At 63.4% G+C, this 19,465-nt stretch carries 19 protein-coding genes; 1 reads left to right on the top strand and 18 read right to left on the bottom strand.

Translation table 11 applies throughout. From position 1 onward, the window contains the following. Position 1: 1 nt before the first annotated feature. The 18 genes from HMPREF9720_RS15750 to HMPREF9720_RS00565 form a co-directional block, all read right to left on the bottom strand. Positions 2-1,885: a trifunctional MMPL family transporter/lysophospholipid acyltransferase/class I SAM-dependent methyltransferase gene (locus HMPREF9720_RS15750; RefSeq protein ID WP_254654345.1), complete on the bottom strand. Its 1,884-nt coding sequence runs from the start codon at positions 1,883-1,885 to the stop codon at positions 2-4. Between the two features lie 563 nt (positions 1,886-2,448). Next, a complete protein-coding gene (locus HMPREF9720_RS15745) occupies positions 2,449-3,843 on the bottom strand; it encodes an MMPL family transporter (RefSeq protein ID WP_009596144.1) in 1,395 nt (464 codons plus the stop codon). Next, positions 3,836-4,990 (bottom strand): DUF2062 domain-containing protein, encoded by a 1,155-nt coding sequence (locus HMPREF9720_RS00640; protein WP_009596164.1) that lies wholly within the window; start codon positions 4,988-4,990, stop codon positions 3,836-3,838. Before HMPREF9720_RS00640 ends, HMPREF9720_RS15745 begins: the two co-directional genes overlap by 8 nt. After that, positions 4,987-5,355 (bottom strand): FabA-like domain protein, encoded by a 369-nt coding sequence (locus HMPREF9720_RS00635; protein ID WP_009596171.1) that lies wholly within the window; start codon positions 5,353-5,355, stop codon positions 4,987-4,989. The genes HMPREF9720_RS00640 and HMPREF9720_RS00635 overlap by 4 nt, the downstream gene beginning before the upstream one ends. A gap of 18 nt (positions 5,356-5,373) precedes the next feature. Then, complete coding sequence (locus HMPREF9720_RS00630) at positions 5,374-5,988, bottom strand: LolA family protein (protein WP_009596193.1); 615 nt, start codon at positions 5,986-5,988, stop codon at positions 5,374-5,376. Further along, complete coding sequence (locus tag HMPREF9720_RS00625) at positions 5,985-6,671, bottom strand: polysaccharide deacetylase family protein (protein WP_009596169.1); 687 nt, start codon at positions 6,669-6,671, stop codon at positions 5,985-5,987. The genes HMPREF9720_RS00630 and HMPREF9720_RS00625 overlap by 4 nt, the downstream gene beginning before the upstream one ends. Beyond that, the gene (locus HMPREF9720_RS00620) at positions 6,662-7,564 is read right to left on the bottom strand and encodes a beta-ketoacyl synthase chain length factor (protein WP_009596151.1); all 903 of its coding nucleotides are present in this window, start codon (positions 7,562-7,564) and stop codon (positions 6,662-6,664) included. Before HMPREF9720_RS00620 ends, HMPREF9720_RS00625 begins: the two co-directional genes overlap by 10 nt. Then, a complete protein-coding gene (locus HMPREF9720_RS00615; protein ID WP_009596222.1) occupies positions 7,561-8,724 on the bottom strand; it encodes a beta-ketoacyl-[acyl-carrier-protein] synthase family protein in 1,164 nt (387 codons plus the stop codon). The genes HMPREF9720_RS00620 and HMPREF9720_RS00615 overlap by 4 nt, the downstream gene beginning before the upstream one ends. Next, complete coding sequence (locus HMPREF9720_RS00610; protein WP_009596179.1) at positions 8,721-8,975, bottom strand: phosphopantetheine-binding protein; 255 nt, start codon at positions 8,973-8,975, stop codon at positions 8,721-8,723. Before HMPREF9720_RS00610 ends, HMPREF9720_RS00615 begins: the two co-directional genes overlap by 4 nt. Positions 8,976-8,980: 5 nt before the next feature. Beyond that, the gene (locus HMPREF9720_RS14750) at positions 8,981-10,945 is read right to left on the bottom strand and encodes a beta-ketoacyl synthase N-terminal-like domain-containing protein (protein ID WP_009596131.1); all 1,965 of its coding nucleotides are present in this window, start codon (positions 10,943-10,945) and stop codon (positions 8,981-8,983) included. Beyond that, positions 10,930-11,373 carry an acyl-CoA thioesterase gene (locus HMPREF9720_RS00600; protein ID WP_039939433.1) on the bottom strand — a complete coding sequence of 148 codons (444 nt, stop codon included), beginning with the start codon at positions 11,371-11,373 and terminating at the stop codon, positions 10,930-10,932. Before HMPREF9720_RS00600 ends, HMPREF9720_RS14750 begins: the two co-directional genes overlap by 16 nt. Next, complete coding sequence (locus tag HMPREF9720_RS00595; protein ID WP_009596148.1) at positions 11,373-11,813, bottom strand: hydroxymyristoyl-ACP dehydratase; 441 nt, start codon at positions 11,811-11,813, stop codon at positions 11,373-11,375. The genes HMPREF9720_RS00600 and HMPREF9720_RS00595 overlap by 1 nt, the downstream gene beginning before the upstream one ends. Beyond that, positions 11,789-13,291, bottom strand: coding sequence for a B12-binding domain-containing radical SAM protein (locus HMPREF9720_RS00590; protein WP_009596202.1), 1,503 nt, complete (start codon positions 13,289-13,291; stop codon positions 11,789-11,791). Before HMPREF9720_RS00590 ends, HMPREF9720_RS00595 begins: the two co-directional genes overlap by 25 nt. After that, on the bottom strand, positions 13,261-14,142 hold the full coding sequence (locus HMPREF9720_RS00585; protein ID WP_009596156.1) for an LpxL/LpxP family acyltransferase: 882 nt from the start codon (positions 14,140-14,142) through the stop codon (positions 13,261-13,263). Before HMPREF9720_RS00585 ends, HMPREF9720_RS00590 begins: the two co-directional genes overlap by 31 nt. Beyond that, complete coding sequence (locus HMPREF9720_RS00580; RefSeq protein WP_009596180.1) at positions 14,132-14,380, bottom strand: phosphopantetheine-binding protein; 249 nt, start codon at positions 14,378-14,380, stop codon at positions 14,132-14,134. Before HMPREF9720_RS00580 ends, HMPREF9720_RS00585 begins: the two co-directional genes overlap by 11 nt. Positions 14,381-14,394: 14 nt before the next feature. Continuing rightward, a complete protein-coding gene (locus tag HMPREF9720_RS00575) occupies positions 14,395-15,618 on the bottom strand; it encodes a beta-ketoacyl-[acyl-carrier-protein] synthase family protein (protein ID WP_009596159.1) in 1,224 nt (407 codons plus the stop codon). Positions 15,619-15,622: 4 nt separating this feature from the next. Then, the gene (gene fabG / locus HMPREF9720_RS00570) at positions 15,623-16,363 is read right to left on the bottom strand and encodes a 3-oxoacyl-ACP reductase FabG (RefSeq protein ID WP_009596187.1); all 741 of its coding nucleotides are present in this window, start codon (positions 16,361-16,363) and stop codon (positions 15,623-15,625) included. Continuing rightward, positions 16,360-17,874, bottom strand: a complete 1,515-nt coding sequence (locus HMPREF9720_RS00565; RefSeq protein WP_009596200.1) for an HAL/PAL/TAL family ammonia-lyase — start codon at positions 17,872-17,874, stop codon at positions 16,360-16,362. The genes fabG and HMPREF9720_RS00565 overlap by 4 nt, the downstream gene beginning before the upstream one ends. A 264-nt stretch (positions 17,875-18,138) precedes the next feature. Here HMPREF9720_RS00565 and HMPREF9720_RS00560 point away from each other — a divergent pair, with 264 nt between their 5' ends. Next, positions 18,139-19,401 carry an anaerobic sulfatase-maturation protein gene (locus HMPREF9720_RS00560; RefSeq protein ID WP_014775392.1) on the top strand — a complete coding sequence of 421 codons (1,263 nt, stop codon included), beginning with the start codon at positions 18,139-18,141 and terminating at the stop codon, positions 19,399-19,401. Positions 19,402-19,465 lie beyond the last annotated feature (64 nt).

Here is a 19,465-nt window from a genome sequence, read left to right as displayed (position 1 = left end):
CTTATTCCGGTCGGGTCAGTATGTAAACCGTATTCGACGTGTGCGCGTCCGTGTGCGCCGCATGAATCTCCAGCCCCAGCCTGCGGGCCGTCTGCTGCAGTTCCGGCGTCGAGGTGAAGTGCAGTTCGCCGTCTGTCTTGTTGAATCCGACGATCTTCGTGGACCACACTTCGGTCATGGCCGTGGTCTTGTGCCGTTCGGCCTTCCCCGCGTCGCCGTCGCGGATGATGATCCGCCCGCCCGCCTTGAGCCGCGCCGCACAGCGTGCGATCAGTCCGCGCTGCTCTTCGGGCTGCATGTAGTGCAGTACGTCGAGCAGCAGGAACGCATCGGCTTCGGGCAGCTCCGCCGTGCGCAGGTCGGCGTGGACGAACTCCGTTTCGGGCCGCCGCAGGAAGCTGTGCCGCGCCGTTTCGATCTTCTCCGCGTCGTAATCCACGCCCACGATGCGGCGGCGGTCCGAGAGCATGGCGAGCATGTAGCTCAGCGGTCCGTATCCGCAGCCGAGGTCCACGACGGTCCCTTCGCGCGGCACGATGCGGTCGAAGAGCGTGTAGCACTTCTCCAGCCGTATCTTGACCCGCATGTACCACTCCAGCACGGGGCCTTTGTAGGTGTAGCTTTTGATGAGCATGTCGCGGAAATAGGGGTTGCAGGGCCGGTTGTAGGTCTCGTAGAGTTTGCGGTACTCGCGGCGCATCTGGCGGCATGCGGACTTGGCCTGCGCGGAGTAGGCCGCGGGGTCGCCGCAGGCCGTGCGCGGCAGGATGCGGCTCACGACCAGTCCGTGCTTGATGTAGATGGGCTGGCGTTTGGACGAGATCATGCCGTTGCCGTAGAGACATATCGGCAGGATGTCCAGTCCTAACTCCGCCGCGAGGTAGAAGGCGCCCTTGTGGAAACGCTTGATCCTGCCGTCGGCCGAGCGCGTGCCTTCGGGGAAGACGATGACGCTGTAACCCTCTGCGACCTTCTGCGCGAGCGCGGGAGCGAGGCGTTCGTACCCGTCTGCGGCGTGGTAGAAGCCCAGATAGCGGACGATGCGTCCGAAGACCGGCGAACGCCATACCCAGCCGTTGGTCACCATCACCGCCTTGGGGCAGATGCTCAGCAGTACGAGGATGTCGATGAACGACTGGTGGTTGGCGATCACCACCGCCGGTTCGGCGAACGTTTCGCCCGTGTCGTTCAGGCGTATGGTTTTGGTGGTGACCATCGCCCGCAGGAATCCCCGCGTCATATGGTGGATCGACCACTGCACGATGCGCTGCTTGCGTCGTCGCGCCATCGGCAGCGGCCAGAGCGTGAAGATCAGCGCCTGCAGCAGCTGGCATCCCGTCACGAACAGTCCGAATGCGTAGAGGGTGTTGATGAGGCTGCCCAGCGTGTAGGGCGCGCCGCCTTTTTCGGTCTGCGACGAGACGAGCATCCGGAACAGCACGGGCTGTACGGTGTAGGATACCAGCACCACGGCGACGATGCCGAAGAGCGAGATCAGCGCCAGCGAATGGAGCGCCGGATGCCGCGCGAAGATCAGCGCTCCGAGTCCCACGACGACCGTGAAGGCCGAGAAGAAGATGGCCGTCTTGTGCGTGTCGAGCATCCTGCGCCCGGTTTTGTATTCGCTCAGCAGTCCGTCCATGATGAAGATGCTGAAGTCGTCGCCGATGCCGAATATGAAGGTCGAGAGGATGATCGTCACGATGTTGAACTCGATGCCCAGCATGGCCATCAGTCCGAGGATGATGACCCACCCGACGGCCATCGGCAGCAGCGACATGAGCGTCAGTTCGATCCGGCCGTAGCAGAGGAACAGCGCCGCGGTGACCAGTATCGACGAGATCGAGAGTATCAGGTAGAAGTTGCGGTTCACGCTCCGCGCCATTTTCCCGGCGTAGAACGCCCGGTCGGCGGCTACGATGTCGTCCGTCGCCGAGAACGCCGCGTATACCCCGTGCTTGCAGCTGTCAGCCAGCGTCACGTGGCTCAGGAAGATGGGGGACTTCTCCTGTCCGTCGATCCACTCGCGGAATACCTCGCGCGCCGCCGCGGACGCGTAGTCGAGCGGGCCGTACTCCTTTTCGGCCAGCTTCAGCGCGCCGTCGAACGCGCCGTCGGCGAAACCGTAGCGTTTTTCCGCCTCCCGAATCCCCGCGCGCACCGCTTCCCGCCGCTGCGGAGTCCAGAACCGGCGCCACCGCTCCAGCCGCCGCTGCTGTTCGGCGCTGTCCACCACGAACGATGCGATGCCGGCGTGGGAGTCGATTTTCCCGGCCTGTTTGAGCGAGTCGAGCCGCCGGCCCATGCGCAGGTAGCTCGCGACGGCTTCGCCCGGCGTGTCGGCCGTGGTGATGAAGAGCACCTTCGACCGTTCGCCGTCTTCGTCGGTCAGCCTGCTCAGCCGCTGCTGCGCGGCGGCCAGCCGGGGCGGGTCGTAGTTCAGGTGCATCATGTCGCTGTCAAAGCCGATGCGGTTGAAGAAGAAGAGACATATGAACGTGAGCAGCAGGATCGCCGCCACCAGCGGGCGGTTCCGGTCGGGACGCATTCCCGTGAGCCGCTCCACCCGTTCCAGCACGGCGGACCCCCCCCGCGTTTCTCCTTACGGATCAGGTGGGGAAGCAGCACCAGACTGAAAAGCGTCGTTCCGACCAGCGTCAGCGATGCGAACAGCCCGAAGTCGCGCAGCAGCTGCGAATCGGTGAAGAGCAGTCCCGCGAAGGCGCCGATGGTCGTTATGCTGCCGATGGTCAGCGGATAGGCCAGATCGCGGATGATCTGCCGCGGATCGTGGCAGTGGTTCGCATGGCAGAGTATGTGGATCGAATAGCTCAGCGCGATGCCCATTACGACGGTCCCCGCACCTACGGCGATCGACGAAATCGTATGGCACGTCAGCGACATGAGCGCCAGCGCGAACAGCGCGCCGCCCGCCACGGGAATCAGGGCCAGCAGGACCGCGAACTTGTTGCGGAACGAGAAGGTGATGAACGCCACGATGATCAGGATGGCGACGTTGAGCGTCAGCATCATGTCGCGCTTGATCTGGCGGGCGTTGTAGGCCGCCACGGCGGGTCCGCCGTAATAGTCCGCCGTGATTCCTGCGGCGGCGTATTCGGCGTTCAGCCCCTCCAGCGCCGACTCGATCCGCTCGATCAGCCGGTCGCCGACGCCCGTGTCGCCGCTCTGGTAGTGCGGTGATATGAAGACCAGCAGCGTGGTCATGTCCTTCGAGAAGAGGTAGTCGTCGCAGAGCGTGTAGTTGCCTCCGATGTTCAGCTCCTGCAGCTTGCCCAGCGCGCCGAACGACAGCCCCAGCGGATCGTCGTAGATATATTCGTCGATAAATCCCCCGACGGGCGACAGCAGGCGGCGGTAGTTGCCCTCCATCGCCTGCGCGATGCCCCGCGGGGTGACGAGCGTGTCCATGCGGGCGTAATCCGCTTCCGAAAGCAGCAGCGGCAGGTTGCCCTGCAGGAACGACCGCATGCCGTCCGCCAGTTCGCGGCCGAAGGTCGCTTCGACTTCGGCATAACGCCTGAAGAGCGTGTCGGCGTTGAGCCGCGCCGCCAGCGAATCGGCGCAGGCCATCATCTCGTCGGTCTTGTCGGCCGCATCCTCGCCGGCATTTATCATCACGGCGATCTTGTCCTTGATCTTCAGGTTCGAGAACGCCGCGGCCGCCTTCCGCTCCCCGTCGGGGAAGAATCCGGTGATGTTCTCGCTGAACCGCAGCCGCAGTGCGGCTGAGGCCATCGCCACGACCAGCACTCCCAGCAGCGCATAGAGCAGCGTGCGGCGGGATTCGAAGAAGTCGTACAGGGCGATGAAGAACTTATTCATGGCGGGGCGTGCGTTTACAGAAGACGAGCAGGGCGTAGCTGACCGCCGCGGCCGCGACCGCGCATACGGCGGCCATGACGAAACTGCCCACGACGTACTGGAACATGTCGGCGGCGGCCCTTTCGAGCGTGATGTCCGACAGCGACAGCGGCATTGCGCGCCGCAGTACCTGCGCGCCGGTCCAGTAGCTGCCGTAGAGGATGAAGGGGATCATCGGCGGGATGCTGATGTTCGAGCTGAGTATCGCCACGGCCTTGTTGAGCCGTGTGAAGTGGGCCGTAACCCCCGCCGCGATCATTTGGTAGCCCCACAGCGGGGCGATGCCGAAGAAGATCCCCAGCCCGATCGAAGCGGCCAGCTGCGGATTCGAATCCCGCGAACGGGTGATGTTGTCCGCCACGAAACGCCGGATATTCTCTTTGGTGAGCGAGCGCAGGAACCGCCACGGATAGTAGAACAGCAGGGCGCCCAGCACGAGGAACGTGTTGAGGATGCTGATGCGCGTGAAATCCTTGCCCGGCCGGAAGTGCGTTACGCGTTCGTCCTTTTCGGGGTAGAAGACGTTGACGGGGATGTTGCGCACGGCGATTCCCCGCCATGCGGCCCGCACCAGCACCTCGACTTCGAATTCGTAGCGGCGCGTCAGGAACCGCATGCCCTTCATCCGCCGTACGGGATAGAGCCGGAATCCCGACTGGGTGTCGTCGAGCCGCATGCCGGTCTCGACGCGGAACCAGAAGTTCGAGAATTTGTTGGCGAAGGTGTTCTTGCCCGGCATGTTGTCCGAGCGGAGGTTCCGGGCGCCTACCAGCAGCGCGTCGGGCGTCTTTTCGATCTCTTCGACGAACTTCGGGATGTCCGACGCGAAGTGCTGTCCGTCCGAGTCGATCGTTATCATGTAGCGGTAGCCGTGTTCTTCGGCATAGCGCAGTGCCCGGCGTATGGCGTACCCTTTGCCGCGGTTCGGGGCGTAGGAGATGGTCCCGACGCCCTCGGCGGCCAGTATCTGCGCCGTCGAATCGGTCGAGCCGTCGTTTACGACCAGCACGTGCGCGCAGTAGCGGCGCACGTCGGCGATCACGCGGGCGACGGTTTTTTCGTTGTTGTAGGTCGGGATCACCGCCAGTATGTCGTTCCGGTCGTTCATGGTTCGGGGGTGGCGGTCGCCTTGAGTTTGAGGACCGTTTTTTCGTTGTTCGTGACGACGCAGGTCACTTTTTTCGCCGCCGTGCCGTCGTCTGCGAGGCGGATGTCTATGTCGAGCAGAGTGTCCGCCTGCGGAACGATCATGCCGAGGAACTTGCATTCGCGGATCGCCGTGAAGCGGTGCCTGCGTCCCGTGCCGCGCTCCAGACACTCCCGGACGATCTGCAGCGTGCAGACGCCCGGCAGCACGGGGTTGCCGGGGAAGTGCCCTGCGTAGACCGGATGCGCCGCATCGAGCCGGACCCGGAACGCGAGCCGGTCCTCTGCCGAGAGGTAGTTGTCTATGTCGCTGAAGAGTTTCTGCATCTGAGTCGGGATCGGAGGTCAGGGGTTGAATTTCGCGGGATCGACCGCGAGGTTGAATCGTTTGTCGCGGAACTCGTAGACCGAATGTCCGCCTTCGGTTTCGTTCAGCTCCATCCGGTCGAGCGTCATGTTCTCCAAGTCGAAGCGGAGCGTGATCGAGTCGATGTATTTGCGGGCGCGGCGCGACAGGGGTACCATCCGTACGGTCCCCGCGCCCTCCGTTTCGTCGTAGCCGATCTGCCACCCCTCGCCGAACTGCGAGAGGTCGCCCGTCATGCTGGCGCGGATCATCAGCGCGACCTGCTGCAGCATGGGATTGGCCGAGGTGGCCGTTTCGGTCACCTGCCCGGCGGTCCTGAGGATGATGCGGTCGTCGCGGATGATGACTTTGTCGCCCGCAGGCACGGTGTATTCGAGCGCCATGGCTTTGGTGTTGTCGTAGTAGAAACGGCCTTTTAGCTCGATTTCGCCCTTCATCCGGCGCACCTGCCGGTGCTGCGTGAAGTCGCACTGAATGGTCTTGTTATCGCGGCTGGCTTGGGCGAGCCGCTCCCGGAACGAGTCGGGCAGCTGTCCTTGGGCCGTCAGCGCCGACAGCAGCGCAAAGGGAATTAGCAGGGAGGTTATTTTCATGGTTTTTCGATTTTAAACAGTTCGCATACGGTCGCCGTGCCGTAGCCGCGCCGCTTCAGGTCGTCGAGAACCAGCCTTAGCAGCCGATCCGCGCCGGGACGGTCGTCGTGCAGCAGGATCACCTTGCCGTCGCCCAGCCGGCGGGCTATGCGCTCCGCCACGGCTTCGCGGCTGCGGTGCAGAAGCGTGTCGAACGAGCGGACGCTCCACCCGATGCAGCGGCTCTGCGTCCGCTTCACGGCCCGCGCCACCATCGGGTTGGTGACCCCGAACGGCGGCCGGAAAAGGTGCGTCTCCACGCCGGCGATCTGCCGGAGCGACTCCCTGCACCGCAGGATGTCGGCCGTCATCGCCCGGCTGCTCCGCATCGGGAACCCGGCTGCGTGCTCCCAAGTGTGTATGCCTGTATCGTGCCCTTCGGCGGCGATGCGGCGCACCAGTTCCGAATGCCGCTCGGCCTTTGCGCCGACGAGGAAGAATGTCGCCCTTACGCCCCTCTCCCGGAGCAGGTCCAGCACGCGGGGCGTCATCTCCGGGTCCGGTCCGTCGTCGAACGTCAGCGCGACGACCCGTCCCGCGGCCCGGTTGCGGCACAGCGTGCGGACGTACGCCCCCAGCCGTATCTGGTAGGAGCAGTAGAACAGGACGAATCCCGCGGCGATTATGACGGCGGCTACATACATGTCAGTTCCATGGCCGATTCGGTGCGGCCCGAAAAGTCGTTGTAAAGCGTGATCTTATGCCCGGCGTTCTCCGCGACCGCCTGCCGGAATACCTCGGCGATCGCTGTAAAGTGCGGCTTGACGCCGGTTTGCGAAGCCCGTATCGCCCGGCCTTCGGACGCTTCCGCGCCGGATTCCCCGACGCAGGCGTTTTCGTTTCCGTATGCCTTTCCGGAGGGGGCTTCGGCGCGGGACTTCTCTTCTCCGCCCGTCTCTCCGTTTGTTTCTCCGCCCGCCGGATATCCGCCGTCCGCCGCCGGAGTCCCGGCCGGGATGCGGATTCCCGTGATTTCGGCGACCGAACAGTCGAACCGCTCGGCCGTCAGCACGAAGAATACCGACGATTCGCCCCATCTCCCCTCCTGCGCGACGCGGAGCCGCTGCAGAACCTTTTCGACCGAGGGCGTCGTCTCGTCGAATGCGCCGACCAGCACGGCCTGCGACCAGCCCGCGCCGATGCGCAGTGCGGCGTCCGTAAGCGCGTTCTCGAAACTCGTCCAGCGGTGGGCGTAGGTGGTGTTGTAACAGTGCAGTCCGCGCAGCAGGGCGATCTGCGCGCCGACCGTGTTGAAGGTCGACTGGATGAACGGCGTGGGGTTGAGCATCGTCTCATCGCCTGCGATCAGCCCGTCGAGGAATTTCTCGCTGTCGGCGATGCACCCCAGTCCCGTCGCGGTGATTATCGCGTCGATCGGCGCCCGTGCGCCGAATTCCAGCAGCGATTCGATGCCGGCGGCCACGCCCGACTTCACGACATGGCTCATCCGCCGCCGCAGGTTCATTTCGGGAATCAGGACCTTGATGTCGCTGCGCAGCTCCGCGCCCGATGTTATGCAATTGACGTATGCCTTCATTTTGCGAATATCAGTGAGGAACAGTTTCCGCCGAACCCGAACGAATTGGACAGCACCGAATTTACGGCTGCGGCTTCCGTCTCCGCGACGGGACGCAGCCCCAGCTCCGGAATCGGCTCCGCGAATCCGGGATTGCCGTAGCGCAGTCCGTGCCCGATGGCCAGCGCCGACAGCACGGCTTCGATGCCGCCCGCCGCGGCCAGCGCATGCCCGGTGAAGCCCTTCGTCGAACTGAAGGGCGGCACCAGCTCGCCGAACAGCCGCCGCAGGGCGGTGCCTTCGGTCAGGTCGTTGTTCGGCGTCGCCGTGCCGTGTGCGTTGATGTAGTCCACGCGCTCCAGCCCGCTCCGGGCCAGCGCTTCGGCCATGGCGCGGTACGCCCCCTCGCCCGTCTCGGACGAAGCGGTCTGGTGGTGGGCGTCGTTGGCGTTGGCGTACCCCGCAAGGCGGCAGTAGGAGCGCATGCCCGGTTCTTCGCGCGCAAGGACGACATATCCCGCCCCTTCGCCCAGATTCAGCCCTGCGCGCGTGGCGTCGAACGGGCGGCACCGCTCCCGGTCGAGAATCGAGAGCGAGTTGAATCCGTTGAGCGTGAAGCGGCACAGTGCGTCGGTGCCTCCGGCCACGACATAATCGGCCATGTCGTTTTCGAGCAGCAAGGCTCCGGTGATGACGGCGTTCGCGGCCGACGAACAGGCCGTGCTGACGGTCGCCGTGTAACCCGTGATGCCGCAGTACTCCGCGATCCGGCGGGTGCTGTCGGCGCAGTCGTGCCCCGCCACTGAGCGCAGGCGGCCTCTGCCGTTGTCCGACCTGAAGTCGCGGTAGAAGTTCTCCGTGAGGTCCATGCCGCCGACCGAAGTCCCCGAAACGAGTGCCACGCGCGCCGCGGCGGGAATCGCCGCATCGGCCACGGCCTGCGCCGCGGCGATCATCCCCAGCAGGGCCGTGCGCGAAGGGGTCTCACGCGCCGGGATGCCGAGCAGTTCGCCGAGCGCCCGGTTGTCGCGCCGGACCTCTCCGACGGGCACGTCGACGGCCGAACGGAAAAGCGTCGGCTTCCCGATCCCGCTGCGTCCGGCCCGCAGGGCCGCCAGCGTCTCCCCGGCCCCGTTGCCGAGTGCCGAGATGATCCCTATGCCCCGGACGGCTATGTTCATTTGCGGTTTTTACGGATATAGTCGGCCAGCGTGGCGACCGAGTGGAATATCGGTTTGGCTTCGGCCGGGTTGGCCAGCCGGATGCCGTAGTGTTTTTCGAGCAGGAGCGTGATTTCGAGGGCGTCGATCGAATCCAGTCCGAGTCCTTCGCCGAACAGCGGCGCGTCGGTGGCGATCTCTTCGGCGGTGATCTCCTCCAGATTCAGCGCTTCGATAATCTGCTGTTTGAGTTGCAGTTCCAGATTTTCCATCGTATCTATTCGAGTTTTTCGGTTAATGTCAGTTCACAGTCGTACTCCCCGCCGCAGAGTTCGCACCAGCCCCATACGACGGCGTCCATGCGTCCTTGGGCGATCAGTCCTTCGGCGTATTTCCGGATAAAGTTACAGCTTTTGTCGGGGAACGCAAAAAAAGTGCTCTCGCCTTTCAGCCCGTGCTTGATCGCGATCTGCCCCAGCATGATGTTCGGGAGCGTGTAGACGAACACCGCCGGAGAGGCCCCGCCCCCGTCGTCGGCGTCGATGACGGCCTGATGGCGCATGTCGCTGTCGAGCGATGCGCTGCGGTTGGCCAGCACCACGCCGATCCGCTCGGCCGGGCAGTCGGGACGTCGCCCGGCCAGCAGTTCGCACGATGCGACGTAGGCCAGCTTGCAGAGGTCGTCCATCTTCGAAAACTTCATGTTCGGGTCTGCCAGCGCGCGGTATCTCTCGCGGATGAAGACGCCGAACGGCATCTCCGGATGCCGCGTTATGGCGACGTGCGCCGTGTCGCGGGCGGTGCGTATCTCTTCGGTCTCGTCGCCGCCTGCCTGTCCGGCGTTTGTTATGACGTTGTTTTCGTTCGCAGCGGCGCACTCTTTCTGTCCGACGTTCGCTGCGGCGTTACTCTCGTCCGCTCCGGTGAATCCGGGTTGTCCGCCGGCTGTTTCCTGCCTGCGTTTGTTCTGTGCGTCGTCCCGGTCGGTTTCGGCGCCGTTTGTCCCGTCCTGACGGGCGGGATTCTCTCCGTCGCAGTATCGTCCGCCGAAAACGTCGCTTCGCTCCGCCGCGGCATTCTCGTCCGTGCTGCCCGTCTCGTCCGTGCCGTATGCGTTCCGGCCCGTCCCGCGCCGGAATACCGCCGCGGCGTTGCAGCCGCCGAATCCCGACGCCGTTTTCAGCGCGGCGTCCGTCCGGGTCGTGCGGTGTTCCGCGCTTATGTTCAGCGGATAGGGCACCCCGCACTCCGCATAGCCTTTGACGCCGAAGACGGTTCCTTCGGCCAATCCGTGCACCGTGACGATGCTTTCGATGACGCCCGATGCGCCGAGCGTATGCCCGAAATAGGGTTTGAGCGAGTTGCAGGGCGTGCCGCACAGTCCCGCGAGATGCAGCGCCCGGCTCTCCATCTCGTCGTTGTAGAGCGTCGCCGTGCCGTGGGGATTGACCATGCCGATCGCTGCGGCGCCGAGCGACGCTTCGCGGAGCGCTGCGCCGATTGCGAACGCGAGTCCGTCGCCCGTGCGCGACGGAGCCGATATGTGGTTCGCGTCGTTGGAGATGCCGCCTCCCGCCACGGTGATGCCCGTGGCCGAAAGCTCTCGGTCGGTCGTGAGCAGCACCGCGCCGCCGGCTTCGCCCAGCGTCAGCCCGTCGCGCGCCGCGTCGTAGGGGCGGCAGAGCGCGGGACTTACCGATTTGAAGGCGTTGAATCCGCTGACGATGAAATCGCACAGCAGGTCGAATCCCGCGACGAAGACATGGTCGTACTCGCCGCTGCGGATCAGCCGCGACGCGACGACGATGGCCGACACGCCCGAAATGCAGGCGTTCGAGATCACCAGCGGCCGGTTCGCCGCCCCGAAATGCCTTCCGACGACCTCCGCCGTGTCGTTCAGGTCGCATTTCGCCGGATCGCCGTTCAGCAGGCCGATGTTGCCTTTGGTCGTGGAGAGCAGGACGAGCGTCCGTTCGTTCGCGGGCGACACGCCCGATCGGGCGATCACCTCGCCGAGCGTCAGCAGCGCCAGTCGTTCCGCGGGCGTGTATTCCGCCACTGCCCGCTCCGCCGTCAGCTGCGCAAACCGTTCCGGGTCGATCTGGCAGACGGGCGTGCCGTCGTGCCATGCCGAGAGATTCGTCCTCCCGGCGCGCACGGCCTCCATATTCTCCCGCGTGCCGAATCCGAGCGCTGACAGGATGCTGTCAGGTCCCCACCAGACCGCTACTTCACGTCCCATCTCTCCTTCCATTTGCGGTAGAACTCCGGCGCGAGCAGCTGCAGCTCGCCGCGGGCGTCGAGAAACACCTGCGTCGAGCTTCCCTCGGCGACGATTTCGCCGTCGGTGCCGCTGCGGATCGTGTATTCGAAACAGATTTTCGCCGCTTCGGTGGCGATATAGCGGGTCTCGACCACGGCCGTGTCGTTTACGCGCAGCGGCTTTTTGTATTGCAGCTGCAGTTCGACGATCGGCGCGGTGTATCCGCTGGCATGGATGTCCATGTAGCCCAGCCCCGCGAATTCGCGCCCGAAGGCCTCGCGTCCGTCCTCGAAATAGCGCACGTATTCGCCGTGCCACACGATCTGCATCGAGTCCACCTCGCTGAACCTTACGCGCAGCGACGTCTTGCCGACCAGACTCGCCTCGGCTGTTTTTCTGCGTACCATCACTCTTCCATGTATATTTTCATCCGGCACTCGGCGACGGGCTTTACGCCGCATTCGGTCCGTGCCGAAAGCAGGGTTACGTTCATTACCGCCTGTTCGACGGCGATCGTCGTGACGAGCCGGCTGCCGACCGGGGGCAGTGCGTGGACTTTCAGGTCGTTCACGGCCCCGATATATCCCAGCCGCACCTTTTCGCCGCGGCTGCGGTCCATGTAGCCTGCGCGCAGGGCGGCCGACTGGGCGATATGCTCGATCAGGCCGCACTCGCTGAGCGCGCCCTCTTCGACGAAGATGTTGTCTTCGCATACGGTCAGCCCGCTGCGGGCGCATCCGTCTTCGCCGATGCCGTAGAAGGCATCCGCCATGACGATCGGCGGCCGCTGCGGAATGTATTCCACTATTTCGTCCGCTGCAATCAGGGCTTTCTCAGGTACTCCCATAAAGGTCCTTTTTTATTTCGTTTCAGCCGCAGCGTATCGACCAGCGCGCTCTGCGGGTCGTCGGGGAAAACCCACGCCTTGCCCGTCGCGGCGGCTGCGCTGCGGGCCTCTTCCAAGTCGAAGTCCGGGGCGATGTAATAGGCCGGCGCCAGCAGGTCGTCGTCCGGGCCGATGACGCCTTCGCGTGCGGCCAGCTCCGCCAGCCGGGTGTGCGGATAGATGCGCATGCCCGCATAGGGGAACATGACGGTGTATTCCAGCCGGCGCGAATTTTCGATCGTTTCGCGCACATGCTCCCGCGTGTCGCCGTACCCGCCCAGAATCAGGAAGTGGGCGTAGTAGACCCCGTTGTCCAGCGCCAGCCGGCTGGCCCGCACGACGTCGCCGAAGGTGAAGCGTTTGCCGTAGGCTTCCAGCGTCCGGTCGCAGAACGACTCGGTGCCGAATTCGATGTGGGTCAGGCCCGAAGCCCTGAACAGCCGCATCTGCTCGGCGTCGATGCCCCGCGGCGAGAAGTAGGCGCCCCACGCGACGTTCGTCCCGCGCCGGATGAGCGTTTCGGCCAGCCGGACGTTGTATTCGGGACGGATGTTGAACACCGAGTCGGTGAAGAACAGGTAATTTATGCCGTAATCGCGCTTGGCGCGGAGGATGTTTTCGGCGATGATTTCGGGGTCCATCGTGCGCACGCACCGCCCGTCGATATGAGGATACGAACAGTAGATGCACTCGTAGGGGCACCCCCGCTTGGTCTGGATGTTGAGCATGCCGCTCCGCTTCCAGTAATACCCGGTCAGCTCCGGCTCGAACTCCACTTCGATCGCCGGCAGGTAACTGCGCCGCCCGTTTCCCGTGCGTTCGTTTCCGGTGGGGCTGTTGGTGCGTTCGTTTTCCGTGGGTGTGTTTTCCGTGCGTTCGTTTTCCGAGAGACGGTTTTCCGCAGGGCCGTTTCCCATAGGTCCGTTTCCCGTGCGGCCGTCGCGGGTGTAGACCGCCGGAATGTCTGCCCCGGTTTCGCCCCGCTCCAAGGCTCCGATCAGCTCCGCCAGCGGCCCTTCGCCCTCGCCGTGAATGCCGTAATCGGCCCCCAGCTCCCGCATGAACGCCTGCGGATAGATCGAGAATCCCGCCCCGCCGATAATCAGGGGTGCGTCGCTGGCTGCGCGTATGACGTCGATCAGCGCCTTGTACTCCGGCAGAAACCCCCGCCGGTCGAGCGAATTGGCGCCGTCCACGTTGCGCAGCGACACCCCGATGTAGCGGGGCGCGAGCGTGCGGATGCGTTCGGCCAGCTCTTCGTCCGTGAGCAGGTTGCAGTCGGCCGTATCGACACGTATCCCGCTTATCGTGCGCTCAAGGTAGGTTTTCAGGTAGGAAATTCCGAGCGGATAAACGGGGTAGGGCGACGTGTGACGGTTTGCCGAAATGAGTAATATGCTACATGCGCTCACGACCAGAACCGATAGAAATTGAACCATTGCTGCGGATAGCGCCTCACCACGGCTTCGAGCGAGCGGACGTAGCTTTCGAGCACGGCGTTCGGGGTTTTGCCGTCCGGCGTCTCCGGAATGTCGAAGATGAAGCGGTAACGCCTGCCGCGTTCGCGCATCGCATAGTAGAATACCGCCGGCGCCCGGAACTTCTCGGCGACGACGAAGGGTCCCGCCGGGAAGAGGGCCTTGCGGCCCATGAAGGTCACCGGTGCCGTGGCGCCGCCTTCGACGAAGCGGTCGCCCTGAAAGCAGACGTACTCCCTGCTGTCGAGCACCTCCTTGATCCGCAGGATCGACTCGATGCCGCCCTCGTTCACGGGGATCACCTTGTAGCCCTCCTGTTTGCAGTGCTTGTCCATGACGTTTTTGATCCGCCGGTATTCGGCGTCGTACATCACGAGGTGCATTTTGCGGGCGTAGTCGCCGAAGAACCCGGCCCCCGTGCCCCAGCAGCCGACGTGCGCGCCGATGATCACCGCGCCGCGCCCGCCGTCGAGCAGACGCAGGAAAGCGTCGTAATTCTCGAATTCGAATTTATACCGGTCCGCCATGCCGCTGCCGATGGCCACCCGGTCGATGATGGTCTGCCCCAGCGCGTAATAGTGGGCATAGAGTTTGACCGCCGAGCGGAAGACGCCGTAACGGAGTATGCGGCGGTTATAGAACCAGACGGCCCGCGTGGCGCGGGGTGCGAAAGGGATGAAGTAGACGACTACCAGCGAGAGGAAAGCGTACGCGGCGCGTATTCCGAACACGTTCATCAGGAAGATGAAGAAACCGTATCCGAAAGATCCGCCGCGCGAGCGTCCGCTCCACCGTTTGTCGTTATTTGCCATTCGTCCGGCTGATGATCAGGTCGTAGAAGTCCTGAAAAGTCTTCAGCTCCTTGAAGTCGGGACCCGTGAGCGTCACGCCGAAATTCTTGTCGACGAGCACCACGACATCCACCAGATCGAGGCTGTCGAGGTCGAGCGTTTCGAGCAGCGGCGCATCGGGGGTGATGACCTCCTGCTCCACTTCGAATTCGTCGGCCAAAACGGTATTGATTTTTTCGATGAGTTCCTGTTGTGTCATTGTCTGCGTGGGATTTATTTGCATTTCTTGATAATGAGGGTCGAGTTGGTTCCGCCGAATCCGAACGAGTTCGACAGAAAGCGGTCGAAGGCGAGGTCCACCTTGCGGGCGGGGATGTTGAGCTTCGAGGTGGCTTCGTCTCCCTGCGCGAAATTGATGTTCGGGGCGATGAATCCGTGCTCCATCATCAGCATCGAGTAGACGATTTCGCTGGCTCCCGCCATCCACATTTCATGGCCGGTCATCGACTTGGTCGAGGCGACGTAGGGCCTGTTCGCGCCGAACACCTCGTCGATGGCCAGCGCTTCGTTGTAGTCGCCCAGCGGCGTCGAGGTGGCGTGGGCGTTGACGTAGGGAATCTCTCCGGGCTGCATGCCCGCATCCGCCAGACAGCGCAGCAGCGAGCGGCGCGGTCCGTCCACGTTCGGCACGGAGATATGCTCGCCGTTCGACGAGAATCCGTATCCGGCCACTTCGCCCAGTATCGCCGCGCCCCGGCGCACCGCCGAGTCGTAGCTTTCGAGGATCACGGTCGCCGCGCCTCCACTCGGCACCAGCCCGTCGCGGTCCTTATCGAAGGGGCGCGATGCCGCCGCGGGGTCCGATTCGCGCTTCGAGAAGGCTCCCAGCCCGTCGAAACTGCCGACCGAATAGAGGTTCACCTCCTGCGCTCCGCCGCATACGATGCGCTCCTGCAGTCCCTGCCGGATCATCAGGTATCCCATGCCGATCGCGTGCGAGCCGCTGGCGCAGGCCGCCGAGAGGGTGAGGTTGACGCCCCGCAGGTTGAAGATCACCGAGAGGTTCATCGTGACGGTCGAGTTCATCGACTGGAAGATGTTTCCCGAACCGACCATCGCCGTATTCCGCTTGGCGCGGATGATGTCGATGCCCTCGATCACCGGGGCCGCGCTGCTGTCATTGCCGTAGATGATGCCGACCTCGTTGGCCGCCAGAAACGCTTCGTCCATTCCCGCGTTGCGCATCGCCTCGGCCGTGGCCATGTAGGCGTACTCGCCCTGCTGGGGCAGGCAGAGCCGCTTGCGGCGGTCGAGCGCCCCCTTCAGTTCGGGGCGCTTGACGATGCCGGTCAGCGCCGATATGTATCCCAGCTCCCTGCGCTCCGGGTCCAGCCCGATGCCCGAACGCCCTTCGCGCAGCGATTCGGTCACTTCGCCGAGACTGGTGCCGATCGAGGACCAGATGCCCAGTCCGGTGATGACTACTCTGTTTTCCATGGTGTCAGGTGTATAATCCTCCGTTGATCGATATCACCTCCCCCGTGATGTAGGAGGCCTTGTCCGAGATGAGGAACATCGCCAGATCGGCGACCTCCTCCGCCTCGCAGAAGCGTCCGGCGGGTATCTGTTTTTTGAGTTCCGCTTCGTCGAGGTCGGCGGTCATGTCCGTGCGTACGAATCCCGGCGCGATGGCGTTTACCGTCACGCCTTTCTTGGCCACCTCCTGCGCCAGCGCCTTCGTCGCCGCGATCACGCCGCCTTTGGCCGCCGAATAGTTGGTCTGTCCGGGCAGTCCCTTGATTCCCGACAGCGAGACGATGTTGACGATGCGGCCGAAACGTTTGACCAGCATGTCCTTCAGCAGCGGGCGCGTGACGTTGTAGAATCCTCCGAGGCCGGTATCCACTACCGAGTGCCACTGCTGCGGCTCCATCCACATCATCAGAGTGTCGCTGCGGATGCCCGCGTTGTTCACCACCACCTCGATGACGGCTCCCTTGTGCCGCTCCTGCCACGCCGCGATCGCCGCCGCGGTCTCTTCGCCCGCGGCCACGTCGAACCGCAGGGTCTCCCCGTCGCCGCCCGCGGCGCGGACGCCTTCGAGCGTCCTTTGGGCTTCGTCGGCGTTCGAGCGGTAGTTGATGAGTACGTAGTAGCCGCTCCGGGCCAGCTTGAGACATATCTCGCGGCCTATGCCCCGGCTTCCGCCGGTGACGAGCGCATATTTCGTCGGTTCGGTCATGCTTGCTGTTTGAGGAAGTTTTCGATGGCTGCGATCTCCCGGTATTTGGGCGTGTCGTCGATGAACTTGGGTACGATGCGGCGGATGTCGTCGTACAGCTGCCGGGTCTGGGCCGACAGTTCTGCGGCGCACTCCAGATAATCCGCGGCCTGCACCAGCGCGAGCATCTCGATCGCCAGCACCTGATAGCCGTTTTCGATCACCTGACGGGTCAGCATCGCGGCGTTGGTGCCCATGCTGACGATATCCTGATTGTCGTTGTTGTTGGGTATCGAGTGCACGTACATCGGATTCGAAAGCGTCTGCGATTCGGCCGTGGTCGAGGTCGCCGTGAACTGCGCCGCCTGCAGGCCGTAGTTGAGCCCCAGCTTGCCGAGGTTCACGAACGGCGGCAGCGTTTCGTTGATGCGGTCGTGGAAGAGGTAGTTCAGCTGCCGCTCGGCGAGCATCGTCATCTTCGTGACGGCGATCTTGAGTTTGTCCATCTCCAGCGAAACGTAGTCGCCGTGGAAGTTGCCGCCGTGGTAGATGGTCCCCGTCTTGGGGTCCACCACCGGATTGTCGTCCACCGAATTGAACTCTTCGACGAGTATCTTCTCCGCCTGTTCGAGCGTTTCGAGCACCGGACCCAGTATCTGGGGCGTGCAGCGCAGCGAATAGTAGGGCTGCACCTTGTGCTTGAAGGTCGGAGCCTCTCCCGTGTCGCCGTTGTAAAGTTCCGTTTCGCGCTTGCGCAGGCGGCGGCTCGATGCGCATATTTCGCGCATCCGGCGGGCGATTTCGATCTGCCCGGCGTGGAGCTTGCAGGCGTTGAGCGGCTCGGCCATGAAGTCGTCGTACGATTCGACCACCTCGTTGAGCATCACCGAAGCCTTCACGGCCCAGTCGAGCAGGCGGCGGGCCTGCGCGAGGTTCACCATGCCGATTCCCGTCATCACGGCTGTGCCGTTGGTCAGCGCCAGCCCGTCGCGGATGCGGAGCCTGAGCGGCGTTATGCCGCACGCCTTCATCGCTTCGGCCGCGGAGACGGTTTCGCCGCGGAACGACACTTCCGATTCGCCGATCAGCGCCAGTGCGATATGCGCCAGCTGCACCAAGTCGCCGCTGGCGCCGACGCTGCCGTGGCGCGGCACGAGCGGATATATTTCGTTGTTGAGGAAATCGGCCAGAATCCGCACCACGTCGGGATGTACGCCCGATTTGGCGTTGAGAAAGGTTTGCAAGCGCGCAAGCATGGCCGCACGCACGCAGATGTCGGGCAGCGTCTCGCCCGCACCGCAGCTGTGCGAACGTATGATGTTGTATTGCAGGCTGTTCAGGTCGGCATCGCCGATCCGGTACTGGGCCATGGGGCCGAAACCGGTGTTGATGCCGTATATTACTTTTCCCTGCTCGAAATCTTCGAGAAAACGGTAACATGCCTCGACTTCCCGGAGTTCCGCTTCGCCGAGCGAAACTTCTGTCCGGTTGAAAATCCGGCCGTTAATGGAGTCCAAGTCCGAATAGTGCATTTTTTGAACGGATTTATGGCTCCAAAAATACAAAAACTATCTCAATAAATCCTTTATATGGTCACTTTTTTGTTTCCGTTGTCCACTCCGGCCGTGCTCTGCGGGCAGGGTGCCGGACCCGCCGCGCCCTTCCGCATTCCGGACGCCGGCCATTCGCGGTGTCGCGGCGGCTTTCCGGATTTGCTGTTTCGGAGACTCTTTTGAACATTCATGGCGGATATTGTCGGGATTTTATTATTTTTGTCCGGACTTTCCCGCTTGCCTATGAAATCGAAAGACATCTTCACTTTCCGCGACGCCGAGAAGCAGGCCGGCCCCGTGGCCTTTTCGACGATGCTCAAGCCGGCCGGCTCGGCCTGCAACCTCGATTGCCACTACTGCTATTACCTCGACAAGGCGGTGCAGTACGGCGGCCGGCAGGCCGTGATGAGCGACGAACTGCTGGAACTTTACGTCAAACAATACATCTGCGCCAACGAAGTCGATACGGTCCAGTTCTGCTGGCACGGCGGCGAACCGCTGCTGCTGGGCGTCGATTTCTACCGCCGGGCCATGGAGTTCCAGCGGAAATACGCCGACGGCAAACGCATCGAGAACACCCTTCAGACCAACGGCACGCTGGTCGACGAGGCGTGGTGTGATCTGTTCGCGTCGAACAATTTTCTGGTGGGCGTCTCGCTCGACGGTCCCGAAGACATTCACGACGCTTTCCGCCTTACCAAAGGCGGCAAGCCGACCTTCGCGCGCGTCATGGAGACCGTGCGGATGTTCGAACGCAGCGGCGTGGAATTCAATACGCTGAGCGTCGTGAACCGTCGCTGCGAAGGCCGCGGCGCGGAGATCTACCGCTTTTTCCGCGACACGGTCCACAGCAAATACATGCAGTTCCTGCCCGCCGTGGAGCATGTCGTCGACAAGCCGGGCTTCCACCGTCCGCTGATCGTCTCCCCCGACCGCGAAGGCGCGCGGGTGGCCGAGTGGTCCGTCACGGCCGAAGGCTACGGGCGTTTTCTGTGCGACGTTTTCGACCAGTGGGTCGTGGGCGACGTGGGCCGCTATTACGTCCAGATGTTCGACGCCTCGCTGGCCCAGTGGTGCGGCGTGCAGCCGGGCGTCTGCTCGATGGGCGAGACGTGCGGCGACGCGCTGGTCGTCGAGCACAACGGCGACGTCTACTCCTGCGACCACTTCGTCTACCCCGAATACAAACTGGGCAACATCGCCCAGACGCCGCTCGACGAAATCTACCGCACGGCCAAACGCCGCGAATTCGGCCTGAACAAGCGCAACACGCTGCCCACGGAATGTCTGCGCTGCAAATTCTACTTCGCCTGCCGTGGCGAGTGCCCCAAGCACCGCTTCGACCGCGGTGCCGACGGAAGCCCGAAAAACTCGCTCTGCGAAGGTTTGAAAATCTACTTCCGCCACGTGGAGCCGTACATGGAATACATGCGCGACCTGCTGTCTAAACAGCAGGCTCCGGCGTGGGTCATGCCCTTCGCCCGCAAACGCATGGGGCTGGAATAACCCTGCCCGGCATACGAATACGCCTGCATCCTTCTCCGGGTGCAGGCGTTTTATTTGTGTCCGG

Origin of the sequence: Alistipes sp. HGB5, from assembly GCF_000183485.2 — a bacterium.
GTDB classification, from domain to species: domain Bacteria; phylum Bacteroidota; class Bacteroidia; order Bacteroidales; family Rikenellaceae; genus Alistipes; species Alistipes finegoldii.
This window is presented reverse-complemented; position numbering and strand designations above follow the sequence as displayed.